The organism is Paraburkholderia sp. BR10923 (assembly GCF_040948765.1).
Taxonomy (GTDB): Bacteria; Pseudomonadota; Gammaproteobacteria; order Burkholderiales; family Burkholderiaceae; genus Paraburkholderia; species Paraburkholderia youngii.
Window position 1 is genome coordinate 1 of the sequence record NZ_JBFPKO010000019.1, and the last position, 20,842, is coordinate 20,842.

The 20,842-nt window shown below is 64.3% G+C and carries 23 protein-coding genes; 10 read left to right on the top strand and 13 right to left on the bottom strand.

Going from position 1 to position 20,842, the window contains the following annotated elements:
• A partial coding sequence (locus tag AB3X94_RS28445; protein ID WP_368613337.1) for a DHA2 family efflux MFS transporter permease subunit occupies positions 1 to 901 on the bottom strand: 901 nt, incomplete at its 3' end.
• 85 nt (positions 902 to 986) lie between these two features.
• Positions 987 to 1,424 (bottom strand): MarR family winged helix-turn-helix transcriptional regulator, encoded by a 438-nt coding sequence (locus tag AB3X94_RS28450; protein ID WP_368598545.1) that lies wholly within the window; start codon positions 1,422 to 1,424, stop codon positions 987 to 989.
• 200 nt (positions 1,425 to 1,624) lie between these two features.
• Here AB3X94_RS28450 and AB3X94_RS28455 point away from each other — a divergent pair, with 200 nt between their 5' ends.
• Positions 1,625 to 2,047, top strand: a complete 423-nt coding sequence (locus AB3X94_RS28455) for a VOC family protein (protein ID WP_176384532.1) — start codon at positions 1,625 to 1,627, stop codon at positions 2,045 to 2,047.
• A 195-nt stretch (positions 2,048 to 2,242) separates the two neighbouring features.
• A complete protein-coding gene (locus AB3X94_RS28460) occupies positions 2,243 to 2,953 on the top strand; it encodes an SDR family NAD(P)-dependent oxidoreductase (protein WP_176110351.1) in 711 nt (236 codons plus the stop codon).
• Positions 2,954 to 2,983: 30 nt separating this feature from the next.
• On the opposite strand, the gene AB3X94_RS28465 is transcribed toward AB3X94_RS28460, so the two are convergent.
• The 5 genes from AB3X94_RS28465 to AB3X94_RS28485 all read right to left on the bottom strand — a co-directional run bounded on the left by AB3X94_RS28465 (position 2,984) and on the right by AB3X94_RS28485 (position 8,811).
• Positions 2,984 to 3,931, bottom strand: coding sequence for a LysR family transcriptional regulator (locus AB3X94_RS28465; protein WP_176105781.1), 948 nt, complete (start codon positions 3,929 to 3,931; stop codon positions 2,984 to 2,986).
• A gap of 181 nt (positions 3,932 to 4,112) precedes the next feature.
• Positions 4,113 to 5,213, bottom strand: a complete 1,101-nt coding sequence (locus tag AB3X94_RS28470) for an NAD(P)H-dependent flavin oxidoreductase (protein WP_368613338.1) — start codon at positions 5,211 to 5,213, stop codon at positions 4,113 to 4,115.
• Between the two features lie 57 nt (positions 5,214 to 5,270).
• Positions 5,271 to 6,554 (bottom strand): MFS transporter, encoded by a 1,284-nt coding sequence (locus AB3X94_RS28475; RefSeq protein WP_176105779.1) that lies wholly within the window; start codon positions 6,552 to 6,554, stop codon positions 5,271 to 5,273.
• Complete coding sequence (locus tag AB3X94_RS28480) at positions 6,551 to 7,759, bottom strand: YbfB/YjiJ family MFS transporter (RefSeq protein ID WP_176105778.1); 1,209 nt, start codon at positions 7,757 to 7,759, stop codon at positions 6,551 to 6,553. The genes AB3X94_RS28475 and AB3X94_RS28480 overlap by 4 nt, the downstream gene beginning before the upstream one ends.
• Positions 7,760 to 7,878: 119 nt before the next feature.
• The gene (locus AB3X94_RS28485) at positions 7,879 to 8,811 is read right to left on the bottom strand and encodes a LysR family transcriptional regulator (RefSeq protein ID WP_176105777.1); all 933 of its coding nucleotides are present in this window, start codon (positions 8,809 to 8,811) and stop codon (positions 7,879 to 7,881) included.
• Positions 8,812 to 9,145: 334 nt separating this feature from the next.
• Between AB3X94_RS28485 and AB3X94_RS28490 the strand changes: the two genes are divergently transcribed.
• Both AB3X94_RS28490 and AB3X94_RS28495 read left to right on the top strand, forming a co-directional pair.
• Positions 9,146 to 9,481 carry a hypothetical protein gene (locus AB3X94_RS28490; RefSeq protein ID WP_246391809.1) on the top strand — a complete coding sequence of 112 codons (336 nt, stop codon included), beginning with the start codon at positions 9,146 to 9,148 and terminating at the stop codon, positions 9,479 to 9,481.
• Positions 9,482 to 9,573: 92 nt separating this feature from the next.
• On the top strand, positions 9,574 to 9,831 hold the full coding sequence (locus AB3X94_RS28495) for a cytochrome b/b6 domain-containing protein (protein WP_368367471.1): 258 nt from the start codon (positions 9,574 to 9,576) through the stop codon (positions 9,829 to 9,831).
• 436 nt (positions 9,832 to 10,267) lie between these two features.
• On the opposite strand, the gene AB3X94_RS28500 is transcribed toward AB3X94_RS28495, so the two are convergent.
• From AB3X94_RS28500 to ribA, 3 genes are all read right to left on the bottom strand, one after another.
• A complete protein-coding gene (locus tag AB3X94_RS28500) occupies positions 10,268 to 10,456 on the bottom strand; it encodes a helix-turn-helix transcriptional regulator (RefSeq protein WP_368613339.1) in 189 nt (62 codons plus the stop codon).
• Between the two features lie 171 nt (positions 10,457 to 10,627).
• Complete coding sequence (locus tag AB3X94_RS28505; protein WP_368613340.1) at positions 10,628 to 11,353, bottom strand: integrase arm-type DNA-binding domain-containing protein; 726 nt, start codon at positions 11,351 to 11,353, stop codon at positions 10,628 to 10,630.
• Positions 11,354 to 11,516: 163 nt separating this feature from the next.
• On the bottom strand, positions 11,517 to 12,167 hold the full coding sequence (gene ribA, locus AB3X94_RS28510; protein ID WP_027193807.1) for a GTP cyclohydrolase II: 651 nt from the start codon (positions 12,165 to 12,167) through the stop codon (positions 11,517 to 11,519).
• Between the two features lie 314 nt (positions 12,168 to 12,481).
• Here ribA and AB3X94_RS28515 point away from each other — a divergent pair, with 314 nt between their 5' ends.
• Positions 12,482 to 12,934, top strand: a complete 453-nt coding sequence (locus AB3X94_RS28515) for a CBS domain-containing protein (RefSeq protein ID WP_176105776.1) — start codon at positions 12,482 to 12,484, stop codon at positions 12,932 to 12,934.
• 274 nt (positions 12,935 to 13,208) lie between these two features.
• On the opposite strand, the gene AB3X94_RS28520 is transcribed toward AB3X94_RS28515, so the two are convergent.
• Together AB3X94_RS28520 and AB3X94_RS28525 are read right to left on the bottom strand one after the other, a co-directional pair.
• Entirely contained in the window at positions 13,209 to 13,556 is a 348-nt protein-coding gene (locus tag AB3X94_RS28520; protein WP_176105775.1) for a DUF4148 domain-containing protein, read from the bottom strand.
• A gap of 228 nt (positions 13,557 to 13,784) precedes the next feature.
• The gene (locus AB3X94_RS28525; RefSeq protein ID WP_368613341.1) at positions 13,785 to 14,414 is read right to left on the bottom strand and encodes a DNA-3-methyladenine glycosylase; all 630 of its coding nucleotides are present in this window, start codon (positions 14,412 to 14,414) and stop codon (positions 13,785 to 13,787) included.
• A 325-nt stretch (positions 14,415 to 14,739) separates the two neighbouring features.
• Here AB3X94_RS28525 and AB3X94_RS28530 point away from each other — a divergent pair, with 325 nt between their 5' ends.
• Positions 14,740 to 15,099 carry a BON domain-containing protein gene (locus tag AB3X94_RS28530; protein WP_176105773.1) on the top strand — a complete coding sequence of 120 codons (360 nt, stop codon included), beginning with the start codon at positions 14,740 to 14,742 and terminating at the stop codon, positions 15,097 to 15,099.
• A 285-nt stretch (positions 15,100 to 15,384) separates the two neighbouring features.
• Positions 15,385 to 16,467 (top strand): calcium:proton antiporter, encoded by a 1,083-nt coding sequence (locus tag AB3X94_RS28535; protein WP_176105772.1) that lies wholly within the window; start codon positions 15,385 to 15,387, stop codon positions 16,465 to 16,467.
• Positions 16,468 to 16,503: 36 nt separating this feature from the next.
• On the opposite strand, the gene AB3X94_RS28540 is transcribed toward AB3X94_RS28535, so the two are convergent.
• Positions 16,504 to 17,397, bottom strand: a complete 894-nt coding sequence (locus AB3X94_RS28540) for a LysR substrate-binding domain-containing protein (RefSeq protein ID WP_176105771.1) — start codon at positions 17,395 to 17,397, stop codon at positions 16,504 to 16,506.
• Positions 17,398 to 17,889: 492 nt separating this feature from the next.
• Between AB3X94_RS28540 and AB3X94_RS28545 the strand changes: the two genes are divergently transcribed.
• Genes AB3X94_RS28545 through AB3X94_RS28555 form a run of 3 tightly spaced genes read left to right on the top strand, consistent with a single transcriptional unit; the run spans position 17,890 to position 20,842 of the window.
• Positions 17,890 to 18,984 carry a PotD/PotF family extracellular solute-binding protein gene (locus AB3X94_RS28545; protein ID WP_368613342.1) on the top strand — a complete coding sequence of 365 codons (1,095 nt, stop codon included), beginning with the start codon at positions 17,890 to 17,892 and terminating at the stop codon, positions 18,982 to 18,984.
• Between the two features lie 5 nt (positions 18,985 to 18,989).
• A complete protein-coding gene (locus tag AB3X94_RS28550; RefSeq protein WP_368613405.1) occupies positions 18,990 to 19,973 on the top strand; it encodes an ABC transporter permease in 984 nt (327 codons plus the stop codon).
• Positions 19,970 to 20,842 carry an ABC transporter permease gene (locus tag AB3X94_RS28555; protein WP_368613343.1) on the top strand — a complete coding sequence of 291 codons (873 nt, stop codon included), beginning with the start codon at positions 19,970 to 19,972 and terminating at the stop codon, positions 20,840 to 20,842. Before AB3X94_RS28550 ends, AB3X94_RS28555 begins: the two co-directional genes overlap by 4 nt.

Here is a 20,842-nt window from a genome sequence, read left to right on the forward strand (position 1 = left end):
TCCACTGCGGCAGGATCACGAGGTTGGCGAAGAAGATCGCGTAGGCGACCGAAATCGCAATCGTGCCGCCGAGGAAGTTACGTCTGGCGAAAAGCCGCAGGTTGACGATCGGCTTTTCCTCGGTCAATTCCCAGATCAGGAAAAACAGGAAGCTGACCGCGGCGACGATCATCAGCGCCCAGATCACCGGCGAGCTGAACCAGTCGAGGTCGCGGCCCTTGTCGAGCATGATCTGCAGCGGTGCGACCCATGCGATCAGCGAGATCAGGCCGACCTTGTCGATCGGGAGTTTGCGGGCCGGCGTCTCGCGATCGCGGTAGATCGCCCAGATCGCGCCCGCGGCAAACAGGCCGACCGGCACGTTGATGTAGAAGATCCACGACCAGCTGTAGCTGTCGGTGATCCAGCCGCCGAGCGCCGGACCCGCGATCGGCCCGACCGTCGCGGTCATCGCCCACAACGCCAGCGCGTTCGAACTTCTTTCCTTCGGAAACGACGCGAGCAGCATGGCCTGCGACAACGGCACCAGCGGCCCCGCCACCGCGCCCTGCACGACGCGGGCGACGAGCAGTACCAGCAGGTTCGGAGCGAGTCCGCACGCCGCCGATGACAGCACGAACAGCAGAATCGCCCAGACAAACAGCTTGACCTGGCCGATGCGCTGCGTGAGCCACCCCGTCAACGGAATCGACACCGCGTTGGCCGCGGCAAACAGCGTAATAACCCATGTGCCTTCGTCGATCGACACGCCGAGGTTGCCCGACAGCGTCGGAATCGCGACGTTGGCGATCGACGAATCGAGCACGTTCATGAAGGTCGCGAGCGCCACGGCGAACGTGCCGATGGCGAATTTCGCGCCAGTCAGCTGGGCCGGCGCGGCCGGGTTGGTCGATGGGTTCATTGCAACTCCTCGTCTCGGTTCGAAGCGCCCTTCGATTGCGGGCTGATATCTGATATGTCAGATAATCGAATAAAAAAAATGCCGCCTAGTCGTTCAGCAGTCTGGACAGCAGCACGTTCAACGTATCGAAGTCCGACTTCGAGAAGTGCGAGAGCCGCTCGCTCCAAGCGCCACGGGTGACTCGGACATTGCGGGCGGCGACGGCCTGCCCTTCCCGGGTCAACGACACGTCCACGTGACGGCGATCCCTCTCGTTACGCGCGCGCTCGATCAGTCCGCTCTTTTCGAGCTTGTCCAGCACCCGGGTCATCCGGGCCGGGGGGATACCTGCCTGTTTCGAAAGTGCGGCCGGCGTTGTGACGTTGCCGCGCGCAAGCGTGAGCAGGACGCCGCGCGCCTGCAGGTTCAGCCCTGCATCCGCGAGCCCCGATCTGAGCTCGCTTCCAATCAGCTGACGCGCCTGACCCAGCACAGACACCAGCTTTTGCGCGCGCTCAAAGTCTTCGTTGGTCGAATCGTCCATCGGTCGTCTCCAAGATATCTGACTTCAGCTTATTTGACTATGCAGATTTGAGCAAGCGGATTTGTTCGCCAGATGCGCCACATGGTGTAAAAACTGAATTGCGCCGCCAGCGACAATCGACGCCATTTCATGTGGCTACATGTGGCTATGATGTTCTGGCGGGGATTCGACCGCCGCTTTCTTTTCAGGAAGACAGAATCATGACTGACAACCCGCTTACTTCAGGTATCGATCACGTCGGACTCACGGTCCGCGATCTGAACCTCACACGCGACTTCTTCGTGAAGTGCCTCGGCTGGAAACAGGTTGGCGAACGGCCCGCTTACCCGGCGGCGTTCGTATCGGACGGACACGTGATGTTGACGCTGTGGCAGGTCACCGACCCGAGCCGCATCGTCGAATTCGATCGCAAGGTTCATGTCGGACTTCATCATCTTGCGTTGCGCGTGAGCAGCGAGGAAGCGCTCACCGATATATTCGCGCGCGTATCGGCGTGGCCCGGCGTGAAGGTCGAATTCGCGCCGGAGGACCTCGGTGCCGGTCCCAAACGCCACACGATGGTGTATGAACCGGGCGGGATCAGGCTCGAGTTCGATCACGATCCGCGAACGCAAACATCCTGAATGCGGATCGGTGCCGCTGAGGTCAGACGCCGCGACACGCACGCGACGTGTCACGACTGACCTCTTGTTCCTGCCGCTCACAAGTGTTTGTCCGCGCCCTGTATGCAAAAGCGGAGCACGACTGCATAAATTAGTAGCCGTCGGAGCCATCAGCCCGATCACACAGTGCTGATCCAATTTACTTCGAGGTTCACTATGAGTCAGTCTCCCAAAGTCATCGTGGTTACCGGTGCGTCGCAAGGCATCGGCGCCGAAACGGTCAAGGCGTTTCGCCAGCTCGGCCACAACGTCGTCGCGACATCGCGCAGCATCAAGCCGTCGGACGATCCCAACCTCGTCACCGTGGCCGGTGACATCGCCGATCCGGCCACCGCTCGACGGGTCATCGAAACAGCCGTGGCGCGCTTCGGGCGGGTCGATACGCTCGTCAACAATGCGGGCATTTTCGTGGCCAAGCCGTTCACGCAATACACGGCCGAAGATTACGCGACGGTCACCGGCATCAATCTCGCGGGATTTTTCTACATCACGCAGCTTGCGGTCGCCGAGATGGAAAAGCGTGAGCGCGGCCACGTCGTCAACATCACGACGACGCTCGTCGATCACGCGATCGACGGCGTGCCGTCGGTGCTGGCCTCGCTGACCAAGGGCGGCCTCGCCGCCGCGACGCGCTCGCTCGCGATCGAGTACGCGAAGCGCGGCATCCGCGCCAACGCGGTGTCGCCCGGCATCATCAAGTCGCCGATGCATGCGCCCGAAACGCATGCGGCGCTCGGCGCGCTTCATCCGATCGGTCATATGGGCGAGATGAGCGACATTGTCAACGCGATCCTCTATCTCGACTCGGCACCGTTCGTGACTGGCGAGATCCTGCACGTGGACGGCGGCCAGAGCGCGGGTCACTGAGCGGACCACGACACGACGCGCGTACGAGGCTCAATGCGCGCGCGTCACCGGCGCGGCGGGCGTCATGGGCTTCGCCAACTGCTCCATCAGAAAATCGACGAAAGCGCGCACGCGCGACGTCAAATAACGCGCATGCGGATAGAGCAGGATGAACGGCCGCGTGCGTGCGCCCGCGTCGCGCAACACTTCCACGAGGCGCCCTTCGCGCAGATCGTCCTCGACGACGAAGCGATAGGTCTGAAACAGCCCCGCGCCGGCACGCGCGAGCGTCACGCCGGCAAGCGCGTCGCCGGAGGTTCGATAGCTTCCGCTCGTCAGCACGTCGCCATCCTCGGGCGAGCGCTCGAAGGTCCACGCGAGATGACGCCCGCTGCTCGGCATTTCGAACTGGATGCACTCGTGGGCCTGCAGGTCCTCGACGGTGTTGGGCACCCCCGCGCGTTTCAGGTAGGCGGGGCTCGCCACCACGACCATTTCGGCATCTTCGAGCTTGCGCGCGACGAGGTTTGAATCGGCCGGTGCGCGTCCGCGTATCGCCAGATCGAAACCTTCGTCCGCGAAGTCGATGTTGCGGTTGCTCAGGTGCGTCTCGACCTGGACTTGCGGATAGCGCTCGCGAAACGCCGGCAGCAGCGGCAACACGCGATAGTGCCCATACGGCGTCGGCATGCTGATGCGCAGCACGCCTGCGGGTGTGGTCTGCTCGCCCGTCACTTCGCGCTCGGCGTCCATCAGTTGCGACAACGCCTGACGGCACTGCTCGAAGTAGCGCCGCCCCGCGTCGGTCAGACGGATCTGGCGCGTCGTGCGCACGAACAGGCGCACGCCGAGCCGTTCCTCGAGCCGCGCCACCGAGCGGCTCACCGCCGCCGGCGTGACACTCGCGGCGTTGGCCGCGAGCGTAAAGCTTCCGAGCTCCGCCGCGAAACAGAAGAGCTCGATGCTGCCCAGCAGCAGATCGTCGAATTTGCGTTGCATGCCTGTCCGCCTTCGTCTTTTGGCTCAAGAACCTGTCGATCCCGGCCGCGCGGCAGCGAACGCATGGACGCGGAACTGACGACCGACAATTGACGCGCCGGAAGCCACACCCGCATCGGCAGGTGCGCGCGCCACGTGTTTCGATGCCATCCATGCGTGCGAGGCATCGAGGCCCGACTGCTCAGTTCCACACCGATTGCAGCCGCTCGATACTTTCCCGCGTTTCGCGCTCCAGCTGCGCCATCAGTTCGCCCGCCGCCAACGACCGCGCAAGCGGCGCAGCCTGGCCCGCCCATTGCGCGCCGTAGCCGAACTCGCCCTTGGCCTTGGCCGCTGCGTTGAGCGCCTTGCCCGCGTCGTAGGTGATCGGATAGGACGGCGTACGCGGCGCCTGCGGGTCCTCGCCGAGCGCGGTGAAGCGATTGACGATGCTGCGCGCGAGGCGCCCCGAGATCGCCGACGTGAATGTCGTCGAGCGCGCCGCATCGCTGAGCAACGCGTGGCGATAACCGTCGTCGATAGAGGTTTCCGGGCATGCGACGAACGCGGTGCCCAATTGCGCCGCCTGCGCGCCCAGCGCAAGCGCGGCCGCGATGCCGGCGCCGTCCATGATGCCGCCCGCCGCGATCACCGGCAGGTCGAACTCGCTGGCGAGGAGCCGCGTCAGCGCGAACGTGCCGAGGCGTTCGTCGCGCGCGGTGGTGTCGAACACGCCGCGATGACCGCCCGCTTCGATGCCCTGCGCGACGATCGCATCGACCCCCGCCTCGACGGCCACCGCCGCTTCGTCGAGATTGGTCGCGCTCGCGAGCAAACGGATACCCGCGTGTTTGAGTTGCGCGATCACCGCATCGGGCGGCAAACCGAAATGGAAGCTCACGACGGCCGGCTTCTCCGCGAGCAGCATCGTCTGCATCGCGGTATCGACGACGAAGCTCGTGTAGATCTCCGACAGCGCTTGCGGCGGCGTCGCGCCGTATTGCCGGAACACCGGTTCGAGCCATTCGAGCCACGCGCGCTCGACGGCGGCATCGGGCGTCGCCGGACGATGACAAAACACATTGACGTTGAACGGCCGCGTGGTTAGCTCGCGGGTCTGGTGGATCGCGCGGCGCGCGTTCTCCGCGTTCATCGCGGCAACGCCGAGCGAGCCCAGACCGCCCGCGTTCGACACCGCGGCGGCCAGCGCCGGCGTGGTGACACCGGCCATCGGCGCCTGAATGATCGGCTTGTGGATGCCGAGCGTGCGCAACAACGCGCGGTTGTTCGCTTGAGTGCTCATGTTCCCTTCCCACCGGATGCGTTAGAGGTTCAATGTGGCTGCCACCTTGCCAGCCGGTCAGGCTCCAGTGCGGCGGTGCGCCCAGCGCGCGAGGCCGCCGCAGGCGATCAGCAGCGCGCCAGTCACGAAGAACACCGCGTGCAGCCCGAGGTGAACGCCGATCACGCCGCCGATCACCGGGCCCACCACCTGGCCGCTGAATTGCGCCGATTGCAGATAGCCGAGCATGCCGCCGGTCCTGCTTTCATCCACCGACTGCCGCGCGAGCTTGCCGATCGACGGCAACAGACCCGCGAGCGTCATACCCATCAGCACGCGCAACCCCGCGAGCTGCCACCACTGCGTGACGAAGGCTTGCGGCACCATTGCCAGTCCCGTCAGCACGAGGCAGGCGACGATCACGCGCCAGCTCCCGAAGCGGTCGGCCAGCGCGCCGAGGCGCGCGGCCGTCAGCATGCTCCCGAGCGCCGAGCATGCCATGACCACGCCCGCAACGCGAGCAAGATGCGGCGCGCTCACGCCGAGGTCACCGATGTACACGGTGATGATCGGCTCGATCGACATATTGGCGAGCAACACCATCATCGCCGTGACGAGCAGCGCCGCGACCACCGCGTAGTTGGTGCGCCGCACGGGTACGTCCGAGCTGCCGGATGCGCGCGCTTTGCCGTCGCTGGCCGGGTGAAACTCTTCCTTCACCATGAAGATGGTCAGCAGCGCCGCCGCCGCGATCATCGCGCCGCCCGCGAAGAACGTGCCGCGAATGCCGATCCAGTCCGGCAGCACGCCGCCGACGAGCGGCCCTACCAGGTTGCCCGCGAGCGCGCCCGTCGACAGGATGCCGAGCGCCCAACCCGCGCGTTCGCGCGGCGCCTGGGTGCCCACCATCACCGTGGAAGCTGACGCGTAGCCGCCTACCAGACCGGCGATCAGACGCAGTGCGACCAGTTCGTACACATTGTGCGCCACGCCGATCAACGACATCACCACCGCCATACCGATCGCCGCGCGCACGAGCATCGGCTTGCGCCCGAAGCGGTCGGCCAGACGCCCCCACAGCGGCGCGGTGAGCGCGGTGCCGAGAAAGGTCGCGCCGAACGCGATGCCCGACCACTGGATCACCGCGGACTGCGAGCTGACGCCAAGTTGCCGCACATAGAGCGGCAGGAACGGCAGCAGCATGCTGAGGCTCACGAGCGTCGTGAACGAGCCGAACACGCAAACGACGAGATTGCGCCGCCAGTACTGGACGTTGCGCTCCGCGTAGCCGCGCGGCCGCGCGTCGTGCCGCGCAGGCGGCGCCGCGAGCGCCGCCGATGAGGACGAAACCGGGGAGTTCATTTCGCGCTCCGTGCGGCCAGCAGATCGACCGCGAGTGCGAGCAGCAGCGCCACCGCGCCGATCGCGTAGAGCACCGGATAATTGCCGCCGCTCGAAGAAAACACGAACGAAAGACCATAGGCCGCCAGCGCCTGCATCACCGCGAAGCTCGTGGTCGCGCGGCTCCACGCGCCCTTGACCGCGGACGGATGGTGCGCAAGCAGTTCGTTGACGCGACCGAGCGCCAGCGGCACGATGCCCGGCGTGAACGCGCCTACGACAAAGGCGGACACCATCAACCCCGCCGCGCCGAACAAGCCCACGGCCGGAATCGCGACCGCAGCGGCCTGCGCCAGATACGCGACACGCAGCGCGCGGCCGAAACCCGCGCGGTCGGCCAGATGCCCCGCCGCGAGCGGCCCGACGATCGCGCCCAAGCCGTACAGCACCCAGAATTCAGCGCCCGCCTCGACGCCGCGCCCCAGCCCGCGTGCCACGAAATCGACGAGAAACAGCATGTGCGGCACGAGTCCCACCGCGTTCAGGCCATATTCGACATAGAGCGAGCGCAGGCCGGCGCGCGGATAGGCCGGGGCTGTTTCGAAGCGCGAATGCGCATGAACATGCGCCGGTGCCGCGTGCTCGGGCCAGCCGTTCCACGCCACCGCGGTCAACCCGAGCGAAACGGCCGCGAGCCCGAGCCACGTCCACGTGAGTCCCTGACGCAGCAGGATCGGCACGATCGTGCCCGATGCCGCAATGCCGAGCCCGATGCCGGTGAAGATCCCGCCGCTCGCGAAGCCGCGACGAGCCGCCGGCACGTGCGCAAGGATGGTGGGCGCGGCGAGCACCATCAGCGCGCCGCCCGAAATTCCCGACGCGAGGCGCCAGATGAAGAACCACAGGAACGACACGGGCACCGCGCAGGCCACGAAGGCGATGGTTGCAAGCAGCATCATCGCGCGCAGCACGGTGGCGGGTTTCGCCACGCGCACCATCGCACCGGCCAGCAGCGCGCCGGCCAGATAGCCGCCGAGGTTCGCCGCGCCGAGATAGGCGGCGGTCGAAGCAGGAAACCAGTGCGCGCCGATGATGGCAGGCAAAAGCGGCGTATAGGCAAACCGCGCGAGACCGATGCCGATCAGGCTCGCGCTGGCCCCGGCGAGCGTGCCCCGCCAGACGTTGTAGCCGGCCGGACCGGCCGGATTCGAGACGGCTTGCTGCATGACGACTCCCGCGGACCCGTGCTGTTAAGCACCCGATGAAGATGGGAGCAGTCTAGCTCGAGTCGCATTCCGGGAGAATCGCCGCGCTGCGTAAGTCATTCTTCCGCGCGGCGATCGAATCAGCGGCGATCGGCGTCGGTGATCTGCTTCGCCTGTTCGAAATACTCGCGCAGCAGCGGCGCGGCGAAATCGACGAAACTGCGCACCTTGGGCACGGCAAGGCGGCCGTGCGGCGTCACCAGATTCACGGGCAGCGGCGTGTGCTCGCTGTCGCGCAGCACGATTTTCAGCGCGCCGGCCTTGACGTGATCTGCCACGTGATAGGAAAAGAGCCGTGTGAGCCCGCGCCCCTCCACGGCCGAAGCCCGCGCCGCGCGAATCGTGTTGACGATGACGCGCGGCGTGAACCGCACGACCTGCGGCAGCGCCGTTTGACGGGTCGCCGGAAAGCTCCATGAATCGAGCCCGAAATGCGTCATCGAGATGATCGGATGGCTGGCGAGATCGGCGGGCGCGACGATGGCCGGATGCGTGGCGAGATAGTCGGGCGACGCGACCACCACCCGCCTCACCTCGCCCACCGGAATGGCGACGAGCGTCGAGTCCTGCAGATGCGCGATGCGCAACGCCACGTCGATGCCTTCGTCGATCAGGCTCACGGGCCGGTCGAGCAGATGCAGGCGGATCGACGCCTGCGGATGGCGATCGAGAAACGAATCGACGATCGGGCGCAGCACCTCCTCGCCCACTGCGATCGCCGCCGTCACGCCGAGCAGGCCGCGCGGCGCGGAGCGCTCGTCGGCGGCGAGCAGGTCCGCCTCCTCGAGGTCCGCGAGAATGCGCCGGCACGCGAGCGCATAGCGCTCGCCCGCCTCGCTCAACCGGATCGTGCGCGTGGTGCGGTGTAGCAGCGGCGTGCCCGTGTGGGTCTCCAGAAACGCGATGGCCCGGCTCACCGCCGCCGGCGAGCGGCCGAGCCGGCGGCCTGCGCCTGCGAGACTTCCCTCGTCGAGCGTGGCGACGAAGACCTTCATGGCGTCGATACGGTCCATGGCGTGTTGGGTGGTGAACTTGCGCTTAGGCGTGGCACTTGATGGTGCCGCCGTCGTGTGGGTCGGTTAATCCCGCGACGATCTTAGCGGAAGACGACCAACGTCAGAGGAGCCGGCCACAGGCTTGCGGCAAAAGAACGATGGCGGGTCGCATTGAACCCCGCGTCGCGTCGACGACGACGCACTCGAAACGCATCACTATGCAGACCCGGAAGCAAAAGAGGAATGCTGGTTCAAGGCCGACCAGTTCCTTCAGAAAGCCTTCAGTTCCAGGTACGCGCTCTCGACAGTAGCGCACGCGCGCGCCGGAGGTAGCGAGCGCCATGACCTTACCATGTCACCGAATGCTCGCACTCAGCGCGATTGCCAACCTGTCGCAGCCCTGCTTTTTTCTGGCGCCTTACCGTTCTTATTCCTTTCGCTCGACCCGATGACAAGGCTCAAATATTCCCCTGCAACCGCGACGACGACCCCAATCGCGGCCGGCGACGACCACACCCAGTACGACGCTTTCTCGATCCTGTTGGATCACGGCCATTCTGGCGGTGAGCAAATTGTACTGGCCCACACCTGGGGGTTTGCGTCGAAGTCCACGCGTCACCTGATGATCGTCGGCCACATGTCGTTCGGGGTCATGCTGTCGGCCGTCTTGATCGTGCGCAGCCGATAGCGGCTGATACCCGGACATCATAGTCCCGTGTCCGCCGTGGGATGGATCGAGTCGGGCGCCAAAGGCATCCATTATCTTCTGTACGCACTGCTGTGGCCGAAGCGGTGTTGGGTTTCGTGCTGTGCTGGTCCGGCAACGAATCGATGAGCTTTTTCGGGCTGCTGATTCCCGCGCCGTTCGCGCCGACCAGCAAGGCCACGCCTCATTCTATCGGCGAGGCGCACGATCTCGTCGGCTGGGCCATCATCGTCATCGCTGCGGTGCATGCCGCCGCCGCGCTGCTTCATCATTACGTGCTGCGCGATGAGGTATTCAAGCGCGTGCTGCCCGGCAAGCCGGGCGGCACGTAGTTCACTGCCGGCAGACCGCGCGCTCAGTCGATCGACAGACAATCGACGCGCGCGTCGATCTGAACGTCGATGTCCTTTTTTCAAAGCGCCCGCTTCGTCGATCACTCCGAGAAGCGGAAAAAGCCGCTGTGCAGCACCACGCGTTTGGCGCCGACATCTTGTCTGTTCATCTGGCCGATTCCTTCTCCGCTTATCTACTGCTGGGTCGCCCCAATTTGTCATCCCCACAATAGATCTCCAGAACTCAAAGCACTCTCGCGGGCGTCCGAATGGCCGCGTCACTTGTCGCCGCAGTTCTCGCCATGGAGTCCAAATCGTCTTTATTTCGGCCGCTCACGTCTCGAGGGACTTGCCGCTTCTTAGCGCCTGAATTCTCTGGCGGCAGTAGCTTGGCGATCGGGCGTGCGTCAGCCCAGTTCTGAACCTCATGTGCGAGTCATCCCACCCTCCGGCCGGAAAGCAATCGTGGTTCGGGGAACGTTTTCTCGCGTACCAGTTGCTGTACGGTCGTCGGTGACAGAGAGAGTGCCTCTGCCACTTCTTTTAGAGAGAGACAGATCTTCATTGCGACTTTACCTTCGTCTGTTACCGTTGGTTCCGGACTGCACTGAGGCGTCGTCAACATGAACGAACGGAGGATTGATCTGCGAGCGATTCATCGTTACGGTTGAGCACGCACATCGGAATTTAATTGGCGGCACTAATTGTGGCAAACGCCCTCAGAGAAAGAAAATTCTGTTTGCCAGCGCAGCCACCAAGCGATGCGCTTCCCGAAAGTTCCGCAGAGAGCCGCTTGCTAGACGACGCTGAGCAGGAAACTTCTCAATGCCTGCTGCTTGCCTTCAATCTTGCGCCCTTTGCTCTTCAGTTGCCCTCGTAGAACTTCCTTCCACCAATTCGCGGTGTTTTCAGGAAGACGACCGGCATCTAGCGCGTAACGCCAGGCATTACCGAGCTCCATGCGAAGGCGTGCAGCGAGAACAGGCGTCGAACGATATGACTCCAGGAAATCGAAAGCCTGGGCGCGCGTGACAGCAATTGCACGCGTATCCGCAACCGGCCCTAACATCGCCCTGAATATACGTGCGACCTCGGTCGCGCCCTTTGCCTTTCGATTGAGCTCTACATATCCCTGCAGATAGTCGCGGCACAACTGTCTAACGGTGTAATCACCTGGCGATGGGCGATTGGCCTCATTTTCCTGCTTTCGACGCAGCGCGGAGAGTTCCGCACCGGAGTCCCTCTCGATACGGCTCTTCTCCCACGCAGCGATAGCTGCGGCAAACGACATTGCCGGCCATTCACCAAGCTTCACTTGCCGCATGCGGCTGTCGATTGGCGACTTGTACCGGTACGTCCACGATTTGCGGCTCGCCGAAGCTTGGAGTCTTAGTCCTGGAAACCCCTCAAAGGTCATGTGCTCGCCACTGGGCAGCTTAGCTGCGACACGTGCATCAAAGCGCATACTTCCCTCGGCGTAGGTTTTTCTGAGAGAAGCATACTCGGCGTAGGTTTGCAGCACAATGCAGCAAAAACCTACGCCAAGGTAGCGAGTTTAGTCGCACACAGAAAAGCGTTGATGTGCCAATTGAGCTAGCCATTCCGATATTTTTTCTTTTTTATTCAGATACTTGAAGCATCCATTGGCTCACTATGGACGAACCCGGACAGGTCTCGACTTGCTATTATTCGTTCTCGTCGAAGTAATGCCCGAACTTCAGCTGCTTCGTGCGGATATAGCGCTCGTTTTCCTCGCGCATCGGAATTGCGAGCGCGACACGCTCGCACACCGGAATGCCGTGCTTCGACAGCGTGTCGAACTTCTCGGGATTGTTGCTCATCAGCCGCACCGACGTGACCTTCAGCGTGCGCAGGATGCCCGCGGCCGAATCGTATTCGCGTGAATCGTCGGGCAGGCCGAGATCGAGGTTGGCTTCGACGGTATCGCGCCCCTGCTCCTGCAACGCATACGCGCGGATCTTGTTCGACAGGCCGATGCCGCGTCCTTCGTGGCCGCGCAGATACAGCAGCACGCCGCAACCCTCAGCCGCGATATAGCGCAGCGCGAGGTCGAGCTGCTCGCCGCAGTCGCAGCGATAGGAGCCGAGCACGTCGCCCGTCAGACATTCCGAATGCAGGCGCGTCAGCACGGACGACTGGTTGGCGACATCGCCCATTACGAGCGCGAGATGTTCGGCGCCGCTGTCGAGCACGCGAAACACATAGGAAGTGAACGTGCCATAGCGCGTGGGTAGCGTGGCGGTGGCGTCGAGAACGACGCATTCGCCGGTGACGGCGCCGTCCGCTGCGGGCGATGAATCCTGAGACGTGAGCATGGCGTTAAGCAATGGTGCAGGCATGAACCCGGCGAGCCGGGGATAAGGTGTGGACTGCGAGTTTACCGCTAATCCGCCTGCCGCACCCGGATGCCCCTTCGCGAGCACGGAACGCAGCCCCCCGCGAGAACGGCTGGCGCCCCACGACGGGACCGGCAAGTCCGTGCGAATCTGGCCGATCCGGCGCGCATCGTCCGGCGTGCCAGAGGTATTCCCGGTGTACCGCGGGCGAACCTCGCGCCTATACTGGAATCGCCTGTCCCTCACGACAGCGCGCCACTTCGGCGTGCTGCATTGCGAAACGGAGCCGCTCCATGTCAAGCGTTGCACAGCTTCTCAGAACGAAACCGAACCCCTCCAACGTCTACACGATTGGCGCCGACGACTCCGTCTATGAGGCGATCCGGTTGATGGCCGAGAAGGGTATCGGCGCGCTGGTGGTGACCGACGGCGACAGCATCGCCGGCATCATCACGGAGCGCGACTATGCTCGCAAGGTGGTGCTGATGGACCGGTCGTCGAAGGCGACGCCCGTACGCGACATCATGACGAAGGCGGTGCGCTTCGTTCGCCCCGACCAGACGACCGAAGAGTGCATGGCGCTGATGACCGAGCGGCGCATGCGTCACCTGCCTGTCATCGAGAACGACCGGCTGATCGGCATGGTGTCGATTGGGGACCTCGTGAAGGACATTATCGCGGAACAGCAGTTCACCATCCAGCAACTCGAGTTCTATATTCACGGCGAACGACTCCACGGCGAATGACGCTGAAGCACGAGCTGCGCCGAGCGATCGCCTGGCGTTCATCCGCTCGGGACCGGCCGCAAAAAAAGCCCAAGCCAGGAAGAGCTTGGGCCAAGCTACCTTGCGGCAGCGGAGGTTCCTTCGGAAAGAGGAACGCAACCCGCGCACGGACGGCACGCTCGCGGCTCATGGGTGCGGCGCGCTCGATTGAAAACAGTACCTTGTACGAAACGCTGTGCGCCCGCGAAAGCGGCGCACAGCGCGGCGCTGCGTGCGTGGTTACCGGTTAGCGAAATTAGTTACCGAAATACACGCTCTTCGGGCCGCTCGTCGGCTGCGGCTGCGTCACGCGACCCGCTTGCGTCGCTCCGCTCATCGGCGCGCCGTAACCGCTGGTGTTAGCGGTCGGCTGGGTTTGCGCGACGGCCGGATTTTGCGCTTGCACGCGCTGTTCGGCGGCCTGGACGTCGGCCGGATATTCCGCGTCGTTCGAGGTCGACGGGTTATAGCCCGCGCGCTCCAGTTGGATCAGTTCGTTGCGAACCTGGGCGCGGGTGACCGGCTGCTGGCTCGATTGCGCGAACGATACGATCGGCGCGGCGGCAATGGCTGCAATGGCAACTGCCTTGATCAGCGATTTCATGATGACTTCCCTCCAATGTGGTTTTATCTGCATCGCCGACACCGTGGTGTGCAGCGAATATGTTCAGTCTAGTCACCGCATGAACAAGGGAAAACCCTTAATTGTGAGATAGAAAATTGTTTTGATCGCAATAATGCCGGGGGAATATCTCGGAGTCGATGCGCCCCGCATGATGTTCCGGGCAACAATTGTACGGAACGTCACCTTCGCGTCTGATGTTTCCGAACGTCATGCGCCCGAATGCGGAATCGTCAGCAGCTTGCGCGGGCCGCTGACGAACGCGCTGCCCGGTTCGAAAAATCGTAGCGGCCGGTGCATCTCGCGCGAAAGGCCAATGCGCGTCGTCACGCCGACCGGTGCGTCGCCGGTTTCGATCACGCCGATCCATAGCCCGCGCCCCGTACACAGATCGTGGCCGTCGAACGCCTGGCCGATGCCGAATGCCACTGTCAGCCGACCGGGTCCGCGGGCGAGATCGCGCAGCGGCACGCCGGGACGGCGCGCTTCCATCAGCGCAAGCCCTTCGAGCGGTTCGATCGCCCGCAGCAGGATGCCGGCGCCGACCTCCTCCGCTTCGGACGACATATTCAGCATGTACGACACGCCGTAGGTCAGCCGCACGTAGGCATGACCGCGCGCGAGAAACATCGAGCCGTTGTACGGACGACGTCCGATAAACGCGTGGCTCGTCGAATCGCCGAGCGGATACGCCTCGGTCTCGACGATGCGGCCGCTCAGGCGTCCTTCGCGCAGATCGTGCACGAGATATTTGCCGACCATGAAGCGCGCGAGTTCGACCGTATCGACCGGCAGATCGTCTCGGCGTAATGGTCGGATCGGAAGAGCTTCGTTTCGCATGGGCTGGATGTCCTTAAGTCGATGCTGAAATCCCACGTCATAGAGGGTTGCGACCGGCAAATTCGTTGTACCGACGCCTCATTTTCTGCGCCGGCAAGTCAACATGGCACTAATTGCTGTATCGTGTGCTTCCGGCCGGTCACACGGCCGTTTGCATGTCTCGGCGCGCCCTTCGCGGCTCGCGGAAACATCCGTGTCGGCTGAAAGTGTTCGCATGGCTGCTGTACCTGTTTCATTCGCATTGAATCCCGCTGTACCCGCTGATGTAAAAAAAAATCGACCCCATCCGGGGGATCGACGTTCTACGACAACAGGAGATGGTTGAATGAAAGCATTCTCGGCAATCAAGGTGATCGGCGGCGCGCTGGTCGTTCTCGCTTCCCTCAACGCGTACGCGCAAAGCAGCGATGCGGCCGCGACCGAAGCGCCGGCGGCAGCGGCACCGACCACCAAGCAGGATAAACAGGCTAATCGCGCTCTGCAGAAGAAGGTCCGCGCGAAGCTCGCACGTACGAAGGGCCTGACCGTCGGCAACATCACCGTGCGCGCACGCAACGGCGCGGTCACGCTGGAAGGCTCGGTGCCGGAGCAGGCTCAGATCGAAATCGCGACGAACGCCGCTCAAGGCGTGGAAGGCGTGACGTCGGTGAAGAGCGCACTGTCGATCCGCGCAATCGGCCAGTAAGCCGGTCAACCAGCCGAAGAAGTTGCGGTAAAAGCAGCAAGCTGGCGTCGATGGCGGAAAGCTCCGTCGCGACGCCAATTTTCTCTCCGATCCGTCGCTCGACACGATTGCCCCCGGTGCAGCCCTCGCACCGCCCGACGCGACGATTTCCTCGAAACCGCGATATGTTGAACGACTCCGTGTCGCACTGGTTTCTTGCGACAATTTTCTCTTATAGTTTAATGGCTTAGGGTCTATCGTTAAGATATCACCTTAAGTTCATACATGCACCGAAAGGAAGGCCGCATGACTTCGCCGGCGACCGTCTTGCCCCGTTGGACCCTCGTCGCGCCACTCATTAGCTGGATCGTGCTCGGTGCCGCCTATGCGATGCCGGGCAATGCGCTGCTGCTCGCGCTGGTCGGCGTGTCGCTGTGCGCGGCGGTGTTTGCCGCCGTCCATCATGCCGAAGTGGTCGCGCATCGCGTCGGCGAGCCGTTTGGCACGCTGGTGCTCGCGGTCGCCGTCACCGTGATCGAAGTGGCGCTGATCGTCTCGGTGATGCTGACGTCCGGTCCCGAGAAAGCCGGCCTCGCGCGCGATACGGTATTCGCGGCCGTGATGATCGTCTGCAACGGGCTCGTCGGGCTATGTCTGCTGGCGGGCGGCATCCGCCATCTGGAACAGGACTTCCAGAGCCGCGGCGCGGCGGCTGCGCTGGCGGTGCTCGCATCGCTGTCGGTGCTGACGCTCGTGATGCCGAACTTCACGACTACCAGCCCCGGGCCGGTCCTGTCGCCGCCGCAGCTCGCGTTTGCCGGTGTGTCGTCGCTGGTGCTGTACTGCGTGTTCGTGTTCGTGCAGACGGTGCGCCATCGCGACTACTTCCTCGCCGGCGTGCCCGACGAAGACGTCCATGCCGAGCCGCCGGGCGCGCGCTTCGCAGCCATCAGCGGCGTGCTGCTGCTGGTGAGTCTCGTCGCGGTCGTGCTGCTCGCGAAAGTGCTGTCGCCGGTGGTCGAATCCGCGGTGCTCGGCGCGGGCGCGCCGCCGGCGGTGGTCGGGATCGTGATTGCGTCGCTGGTGCTATTGCCGGAAGGACTCGCGGCGCTGCGCGCAGCGCGCGCCGATCGTCTGCAGACCAGCCTGAACCTCGCGCTCGGCTCGGCGCTGGCGAGTATCGGCCTGACCATTCCCACCGTCGCCGGTGTGTTCCTGTATATCGGTCAGCCCATCGTGCTCGGCATCAACGGCAAGGACATGGTGCTGCTCGCGCTGACGCTGGTGGTCGCCACGCTGACGCTCAGCACCGGACGCACGACGATTCTGCAAGGCGCCGTGCATCTATCGCTGTTCGCGGCTTATCTGTTTTTGTCGTTCGCGCCTTGATCTGATGCCCAATCTGACGCTGGGGCGGACGGTGACTCACTCTTCCCAGTGCTCGACCATCCAGTCGCGGAACAGATTCAGCTTCTGCTGTTGCGCGACCGATTCCGGGTACACGAAGTAATAGCGCCAGCCGGTCTTCAGCACGGTGTCGAACGGCCGGATCAGGCGCCGCGCCGCGACGTCCTCGTCGATCAGCGCGAGATCGCTGATCGCGACGCCGAAGCCCTGGGCGGCGGCATTGGTCGCCATGTCGAGCGTATCGAAGCTCGGGCCGAGCTCCGCGTCGATCGTGGCAGCGCCCGTCGCATCGGTCTCCGCGACTTTCGCGAGCCACATCTTCCAGTCGCGGTGATCGCGCGTCGGATGCAGCAGCGTGTGCCGCGCGAGATCGGCCACCTGCGCGAGCGGCTTGTCCTTCAGCAGCTCGGGCGTGCAGACCGGCGTCAGACGCTCCTCGAACAGCGACACCGCCTGTACGTCCGCACCGGGCGACGAACCGTAGATGATCGCCGCGTCGAACGGCTCGCTCTGGAAATCGACGTCGTGCTGCCAGGTGGTCGTGATCTGCACGTGCAGATCGGGATACTCGGACTGGAAGCGCATGATCTTCGGCAGCATCCAGCGCATTACGCAGGTCGGCACCTTCAGCGCGAGATCGGTGCGCTGCCTCGTCAGGCGCAGCGACATTTCCTCGATCCGCGCGAAGCTCTCCTTGACCGTCGGCAGCAGCATTTCGCCCTCGGCGGTCAGCGTCAGCCCCTTGGCGTGTCGCTTGAACAGCGGAAACTTGTAGTACTCCTCGAGCGCGATGATCTGCCGGCTGACCGCGCCTTGCGTCAGGCACAGATGGTCGGCGGCACGCGTGAAGCTGCGATGCCGCGCGACAGTTTCGAAAATCTGCAGCGCGTTGAGCGGCGGTAGGCGTCGCATCGGATGTCGTCCCGGATCAGAAAAAATCATTGCGCGGCTGAGGCACCGCCCGTCGCTGCCCTGCCCGCAATGCCCAAAGCATACGCGATCGGCCGCGCGCGCACGAGCCGGCGCGCGGGCCACCCCGCATGCGTTCGGCTCATGGCGCGCGAAAAATGCGCGTTCCGGCCGATGTCGCACCGCCGTGGTGCGAAAGACCTGCGGCACCCGCACCAGAACCGAGCTTTCCTCATACCTCGATGCACCCCCGTATTCACCGGTCGGAGATGGACGTTAACCCGCATGCACCGTCGCCCGTAGTCTCCTGTCGCGTCGCTGAACCGCGCGCCGCCGCGCCCGCGCACCGCGAGCCATGAGCGCAGGTCATGCCACCCATGCGCATATTTCGATTGTTGCGTGATTTTGGCAAACCTACAGTGCCTCCACGCACGGTTCATCCGGCAGCGGTCATAGCGATTCATGGGCAACGGGCGTTCATCAAAGGAGACCGTCATGCAGCAGATCAAACGCGGTAGAAGGCAGGTCATCAAGACGATCGGTACGGCGCTCGCGGCATCCGCTCTGCCGATGCCGTTCCTCAATCTGTGCGCACAGGAGCACAACTTCAGCGGCAAGACGCTGCGCATCCTGACATGGTCCGACGATACCGGCACGGCCGCGCTGCGCAACATTGCCGCGACGTTCACCGCGAAGACCGGCGCGAAGGTGATCGCCGATCGCGCCGACGGCACCTCCGGCATGGTCGCGAAGGTCAAGGCGGCGGGCGAGCGCCCGACCTACGACGTGATCACGCTCGCCGGCGTCGGCGCATCCGGTCTCGCCGACGCTGGCCTGCTGATGAAGCCTGATCTCGACAAGTTGCCGAATCTGAAAGAAGTCGCGCCGCAATACCGCACTGGCGCGAACGGCTTCGGCGTCGGCTATCTGTTGTGGTCGGACGGGCTCATCTACAACACCGCGACCATCAAGACGCCGCCTTCGTCCTACGAGGCGCTGTGGGACCCGAAATACGCCGGCCGCGTGTTCTTGCCGCCGCCCGAGTGGGCCGAAGCGGTCGATCTCGCGATCATCGCCGCGAAGATGAACGGCGGCTCGCAGCAAAACATCGAGCCCGGCTTCAGGAAGCTCGCGCAACTGAAAGACCATGTGATGACGCTCGGCGAGAACCCGAACCAGGTGGCCGACCTGTTCCGCACCGGCTCGCTCGACATCGGCGGCATCTACTCGCCGGCGTTTTTTCCGGAGCAGATCCGCAAGCCCGAGTACAAGATGGGCGTGACCTACGGCATGAAGGAAGGCTTCGCGACGCAGCTGATGTTCACGGTGATCCCGAAAGCGCATCCGGGCGACAGCGACCTGATCCACGCGTTCATCAATCATTCGCTCGACGCCGGCGTGCAAGGCCGCATGGCCGCCGACGTGCTGAACGGCCCGGTCAATTCGAAAGCGATGATTCCGGCCGAGAGCCGCGCGTTCGTGCCGAGCCCGCAGCAGATCGCCGAGAAAGCCGTGCTGCATGACGACAAGGCGCTCGCCGTCGTGCAGCCGGCGTGGATCAAGCGCTACACCGAAATCTTCTCGGCGTAACCACGATGCTCGCGCGCTTCCCGCGGCGTGCCGCGATGATGCCGGACGAAGCGGCGCCGGGTCCGACGCCCGGCGGCGCTGCTTGCGCTTCCGTAATCGTCGAGACTGCCTTGACCGCCCCCGCTGGCGGCGCAACGACGCTCGCGAAAGCCCGGCCGTGGCTGCTGCTCGCGCCGATCCTGGTGTTTCTGGCGATCCTCGGCGCGGCCGCGCTGGTCGTGCTGCGCATGAGCTTCGGCACGTCAGACGACGAATGGCGCAGCTTCACGCTGCAGAACTACGCGGACCTGCTCGACGGCTACTTCCTGAGGTCGTTGTGGCTGACGCTGCGGCTCGCGTTCCAGAGCATGCTGTGCGCGGTCGTGCTCGCGATTCCGGTTGCGCTCGCGATGGCGCGCACGACCTCGCGGCTCGCGCGCCGGCTGCTGCTCGCGGGTGTGCTGCTGCCGCTGCTGGTCAATCTGCTGCTGCAAGGCTATGGCTGGCTGGTGATCCTCGGCCCGGCGGGCCTGCTCAATCACGCGCTGCTCGCGAGCGGGCTCGTCGAGCGTCCGGTCATGTGGCTGTATCGCGAGCATGGCGTACTGCTGGGGCTGATCCAGACCGCGTTTCCGCTCGCCGTTCTGCCGCTGTCCAGCGCGATGCGTGCGGTGTCGATCTCGTACGAGGAAGCCGCCGCGACGCTCGGCGCAACGCGTTGGCAAACGCTGCGCCACGTGCTGTTGCCGCTCGCGATGCCGGGCCTCGTGTCGGGTGCGCTGCTGGTGTTCGCGTATAACGCGAGCGCGTTCGCGGTGCCGCTGCTGCTCGGCGGCCGGCGCGTGCCGATGCTCGCCGTGCTCGTGCACGATCAGGTCGCGCCGCTGTTGAACTGGCCGGCGGCCTCCGCTTCGGGCGTCGTGCTGATGGTCGCGACGCTCGCCGTAATGGCGCTCTCGCAACGGCTCGTGCGCCGCACCCAACGTCTGACCGGGGAGCCTCACGCATGAGCACGCCGCTGCCAGCTTCGCGCTTGCCGCGCTTCCCGCGCCTGCCCGATACGATGCCCGGCCAGCTCCGCCGCGCAACCGCGCTCGTGGCCGGCGTCGTGCTGTTTCTCGCCGCACTGCCGATCCTGACGATGATCGCGATGTCGTTCAGCGCGGCCGACACGCTCGAATTCCCGCCGCACGCGTACAGCCTGCACTGGTATCGCGCGGCGTGGCACAGCTTCGTGTCACCGGACGCGACCGATACGCTGTCGATGGGCGCCGCGCTGACCACGAGCCTCATCGTCGCGCTATCGACGATGCTGATCGCGACGCTGGTCTCCGTGCCCGCCGCGTATGCACTGTCGCGCTACCGTTTTCGCGGCAAGCCGGCGGTCGAGCAGCTGGTCGCGCTGCCGCTCGTCTATCCGCTCGTGATGCTCGGCCTGTCGCTGCTGCTGGAGTTCAACGTGCTGCCGGTCGAGCTGGGCGTCGGCCGGCTGATCATCGCGCATGTGATCCTGGCGCTGCCGTTCACGGTGAAGAACTGCGCGGCGTCGGTCGCATCGATCGGCCCCGAGTTCGAGGAAGCCGCGCTCGTGATGGGCGCGAATCCCGGCCGCGCACTCGTCGACGTGGTGCTGCCGCTGATGCGTCCCGGCATTCTCGCCGGCATGCTGTTCGCGTTCATCGTGTCGTTCAACGAGTTCACGGTGACGTTTTTCCTGTACAGCATCGACACGATGACGCTGCCGGTGTGGCTCTATAGCCGCACGGTGTCCTCGCTCGATCCGACCGTGTTCTGTTTCGCGGTGGTCATCGTCGCGATCGACTTCGCACTGATCTGGCTATTGGAAAAGCTGATCGGCGACGAAGGCGTCGCGCTGTGA

Excerpts from the sequence above, each read along its gene's own strand:
- AB3X94_RS28450 (WP_368598545.1), bottom strand. The coding sequence starts at position 1,424 with ATGGACGATTCGACCAACGAAGACTTTGAGCGCGCGCAAAAGCTGGTG.
- AB3X94_RS28455 (WP_176384532.1), top strand. The coding sequence starts at position 1,625 with ATGACTGACAACCCGCTTACTTCAGGTATCGATCACGTCGGACTCACG.
- AB3X94_RS28460 (WP_176110351.1), top strand. The coding sequence starts at position 2,243 with ATGAGTCAGTCTCCCAAAGTCATCGTGGTTACCGGTGCGTCGCAAGGC.
- AB3X94_RS28465 (WP_176105781.1), bottom strand. The coding sequence starts at position 3,931 with ATGCAACGCAAATTCGACGATCTGCTGCTGGGCAGCATCGAGCTCTTC.
- AB3X94_RS28470 (WP_368613338.1), bottom strand. The coding sequence starts at position 5,213 with ATGAGCACTCAAGCGAACAACCGCGCGTTGTTGCGCACGCTCGGCATC.
- AB3X94_RS28475 (WP_176105779.1), bottom strand. The coding sequence starts at position 6,554 with ATGAACTCCCCGGTTTCGTCCTCATCGGCGGCGCTCGCGGCGCCGCCT.
- AB3X94_RS28480 (WP_176105778.1), bottom strand. The coding sequence starts at position 7,759 with ATGCAGCAAGCCGTCTCGAATCCGGCCGGTCCGGCCGGCTACAACGTC.
- AB3X94_RS28485 (WP_176105777.1), bottom strand. The coding sequence starts at position 8,811 with ATGGACCGTATCGACGCCATGAAGGTCTTCGTCGCCACGCTCGACGAG.
- AB3X94_RS28490 (WP_246391809.1), top strand. The coding sequence starts at position 9,146 with ATGTCACCGAATGCTCGCACTCAGCGCGATTGCCAACCTGTCGCAGCC.
- AB3X94_RS28500 (WP_368613339.1), bottom strand. The coding sequence starts at position 10,456 with ATGTTGACGACGCCTCAGTGCAGTCCGGAACCAACGGTAACAGACGAA.
- ribA (WP_027193807.1), bottom strand. The coding sequence starts at position 12,167 with ATGCTCACGTCTCAGGATTCATCGCCCGCAGCGGACGGCGCCGTCACC.
- AB3X94_RS28515 (WP_176105776.1), top strand. The coding sequence starts at position 12,482 with ATGTCAAGCGTTGCACAGCTTCTCAGAACGAAACCGAACCCCTCCAAC.
- AB3X94_RS28520 (WP_176105775.1), bottom strand. The coding sequence starts at position 13,556 with ATGAAATCGCTGATCAAGGCAGTTGCCATTGCAGCCATTGCCGCCGCG.
- AB3X94_RS28525 (WP_368613341.1), bottom strand. The coding sequence starts at position 14,414 with ATGCGAAACGAAGCTCTTCCGATCCGACCATTACGCCGAGACGATCTG.
- AB3X94_RS28530 (WP_176105773.1), top strand. The coding sequence starts at position 14,740 with ATGAAAGCATTCTCGGCAATCAAGGTGATCGGCGGCGCGCTGGTCGTT.
- AB3X94_RS28535 (WP_176105772.1), top strand. The coding sequence starts at position 15,385 with ATGACTTCGCCGGCGACCGTCTTGCCCCGTTGGACCCTCGTCGCGCCA.
- AB3X94_RS28540 (WP_176105771.1), bottom strand. The coding sequence starts at position 17,397 with ATGCGACGCCTACCGCCGCTCAACGCGCTGCAGATTTTCGAAACTGTC.
- AB3X94_RS28545 (WP_368613342.1), top strand. The coding sequence starts at position 17,890 with ATGCAGCAGATCAAACGCGGTAGAAGGCAGGTCATCAAGACGATCGGT.
- AB3X94_RS28550 (WP_368613405.1), top strand. The coding sequence starts at position 18,990 with ATGCTCGCGCGCTTCCCGCGGCGTGCCGCGATGATGCCGGACGAAGCG.
- AB3X94_RS28555 (WP_368613343.1), top strand. The coding sequence starts at position 19,970 with ATGAGCACGCCGCTGCCAGCTTCGCGCTTGCCGCGCTTCCCGCGCCTG.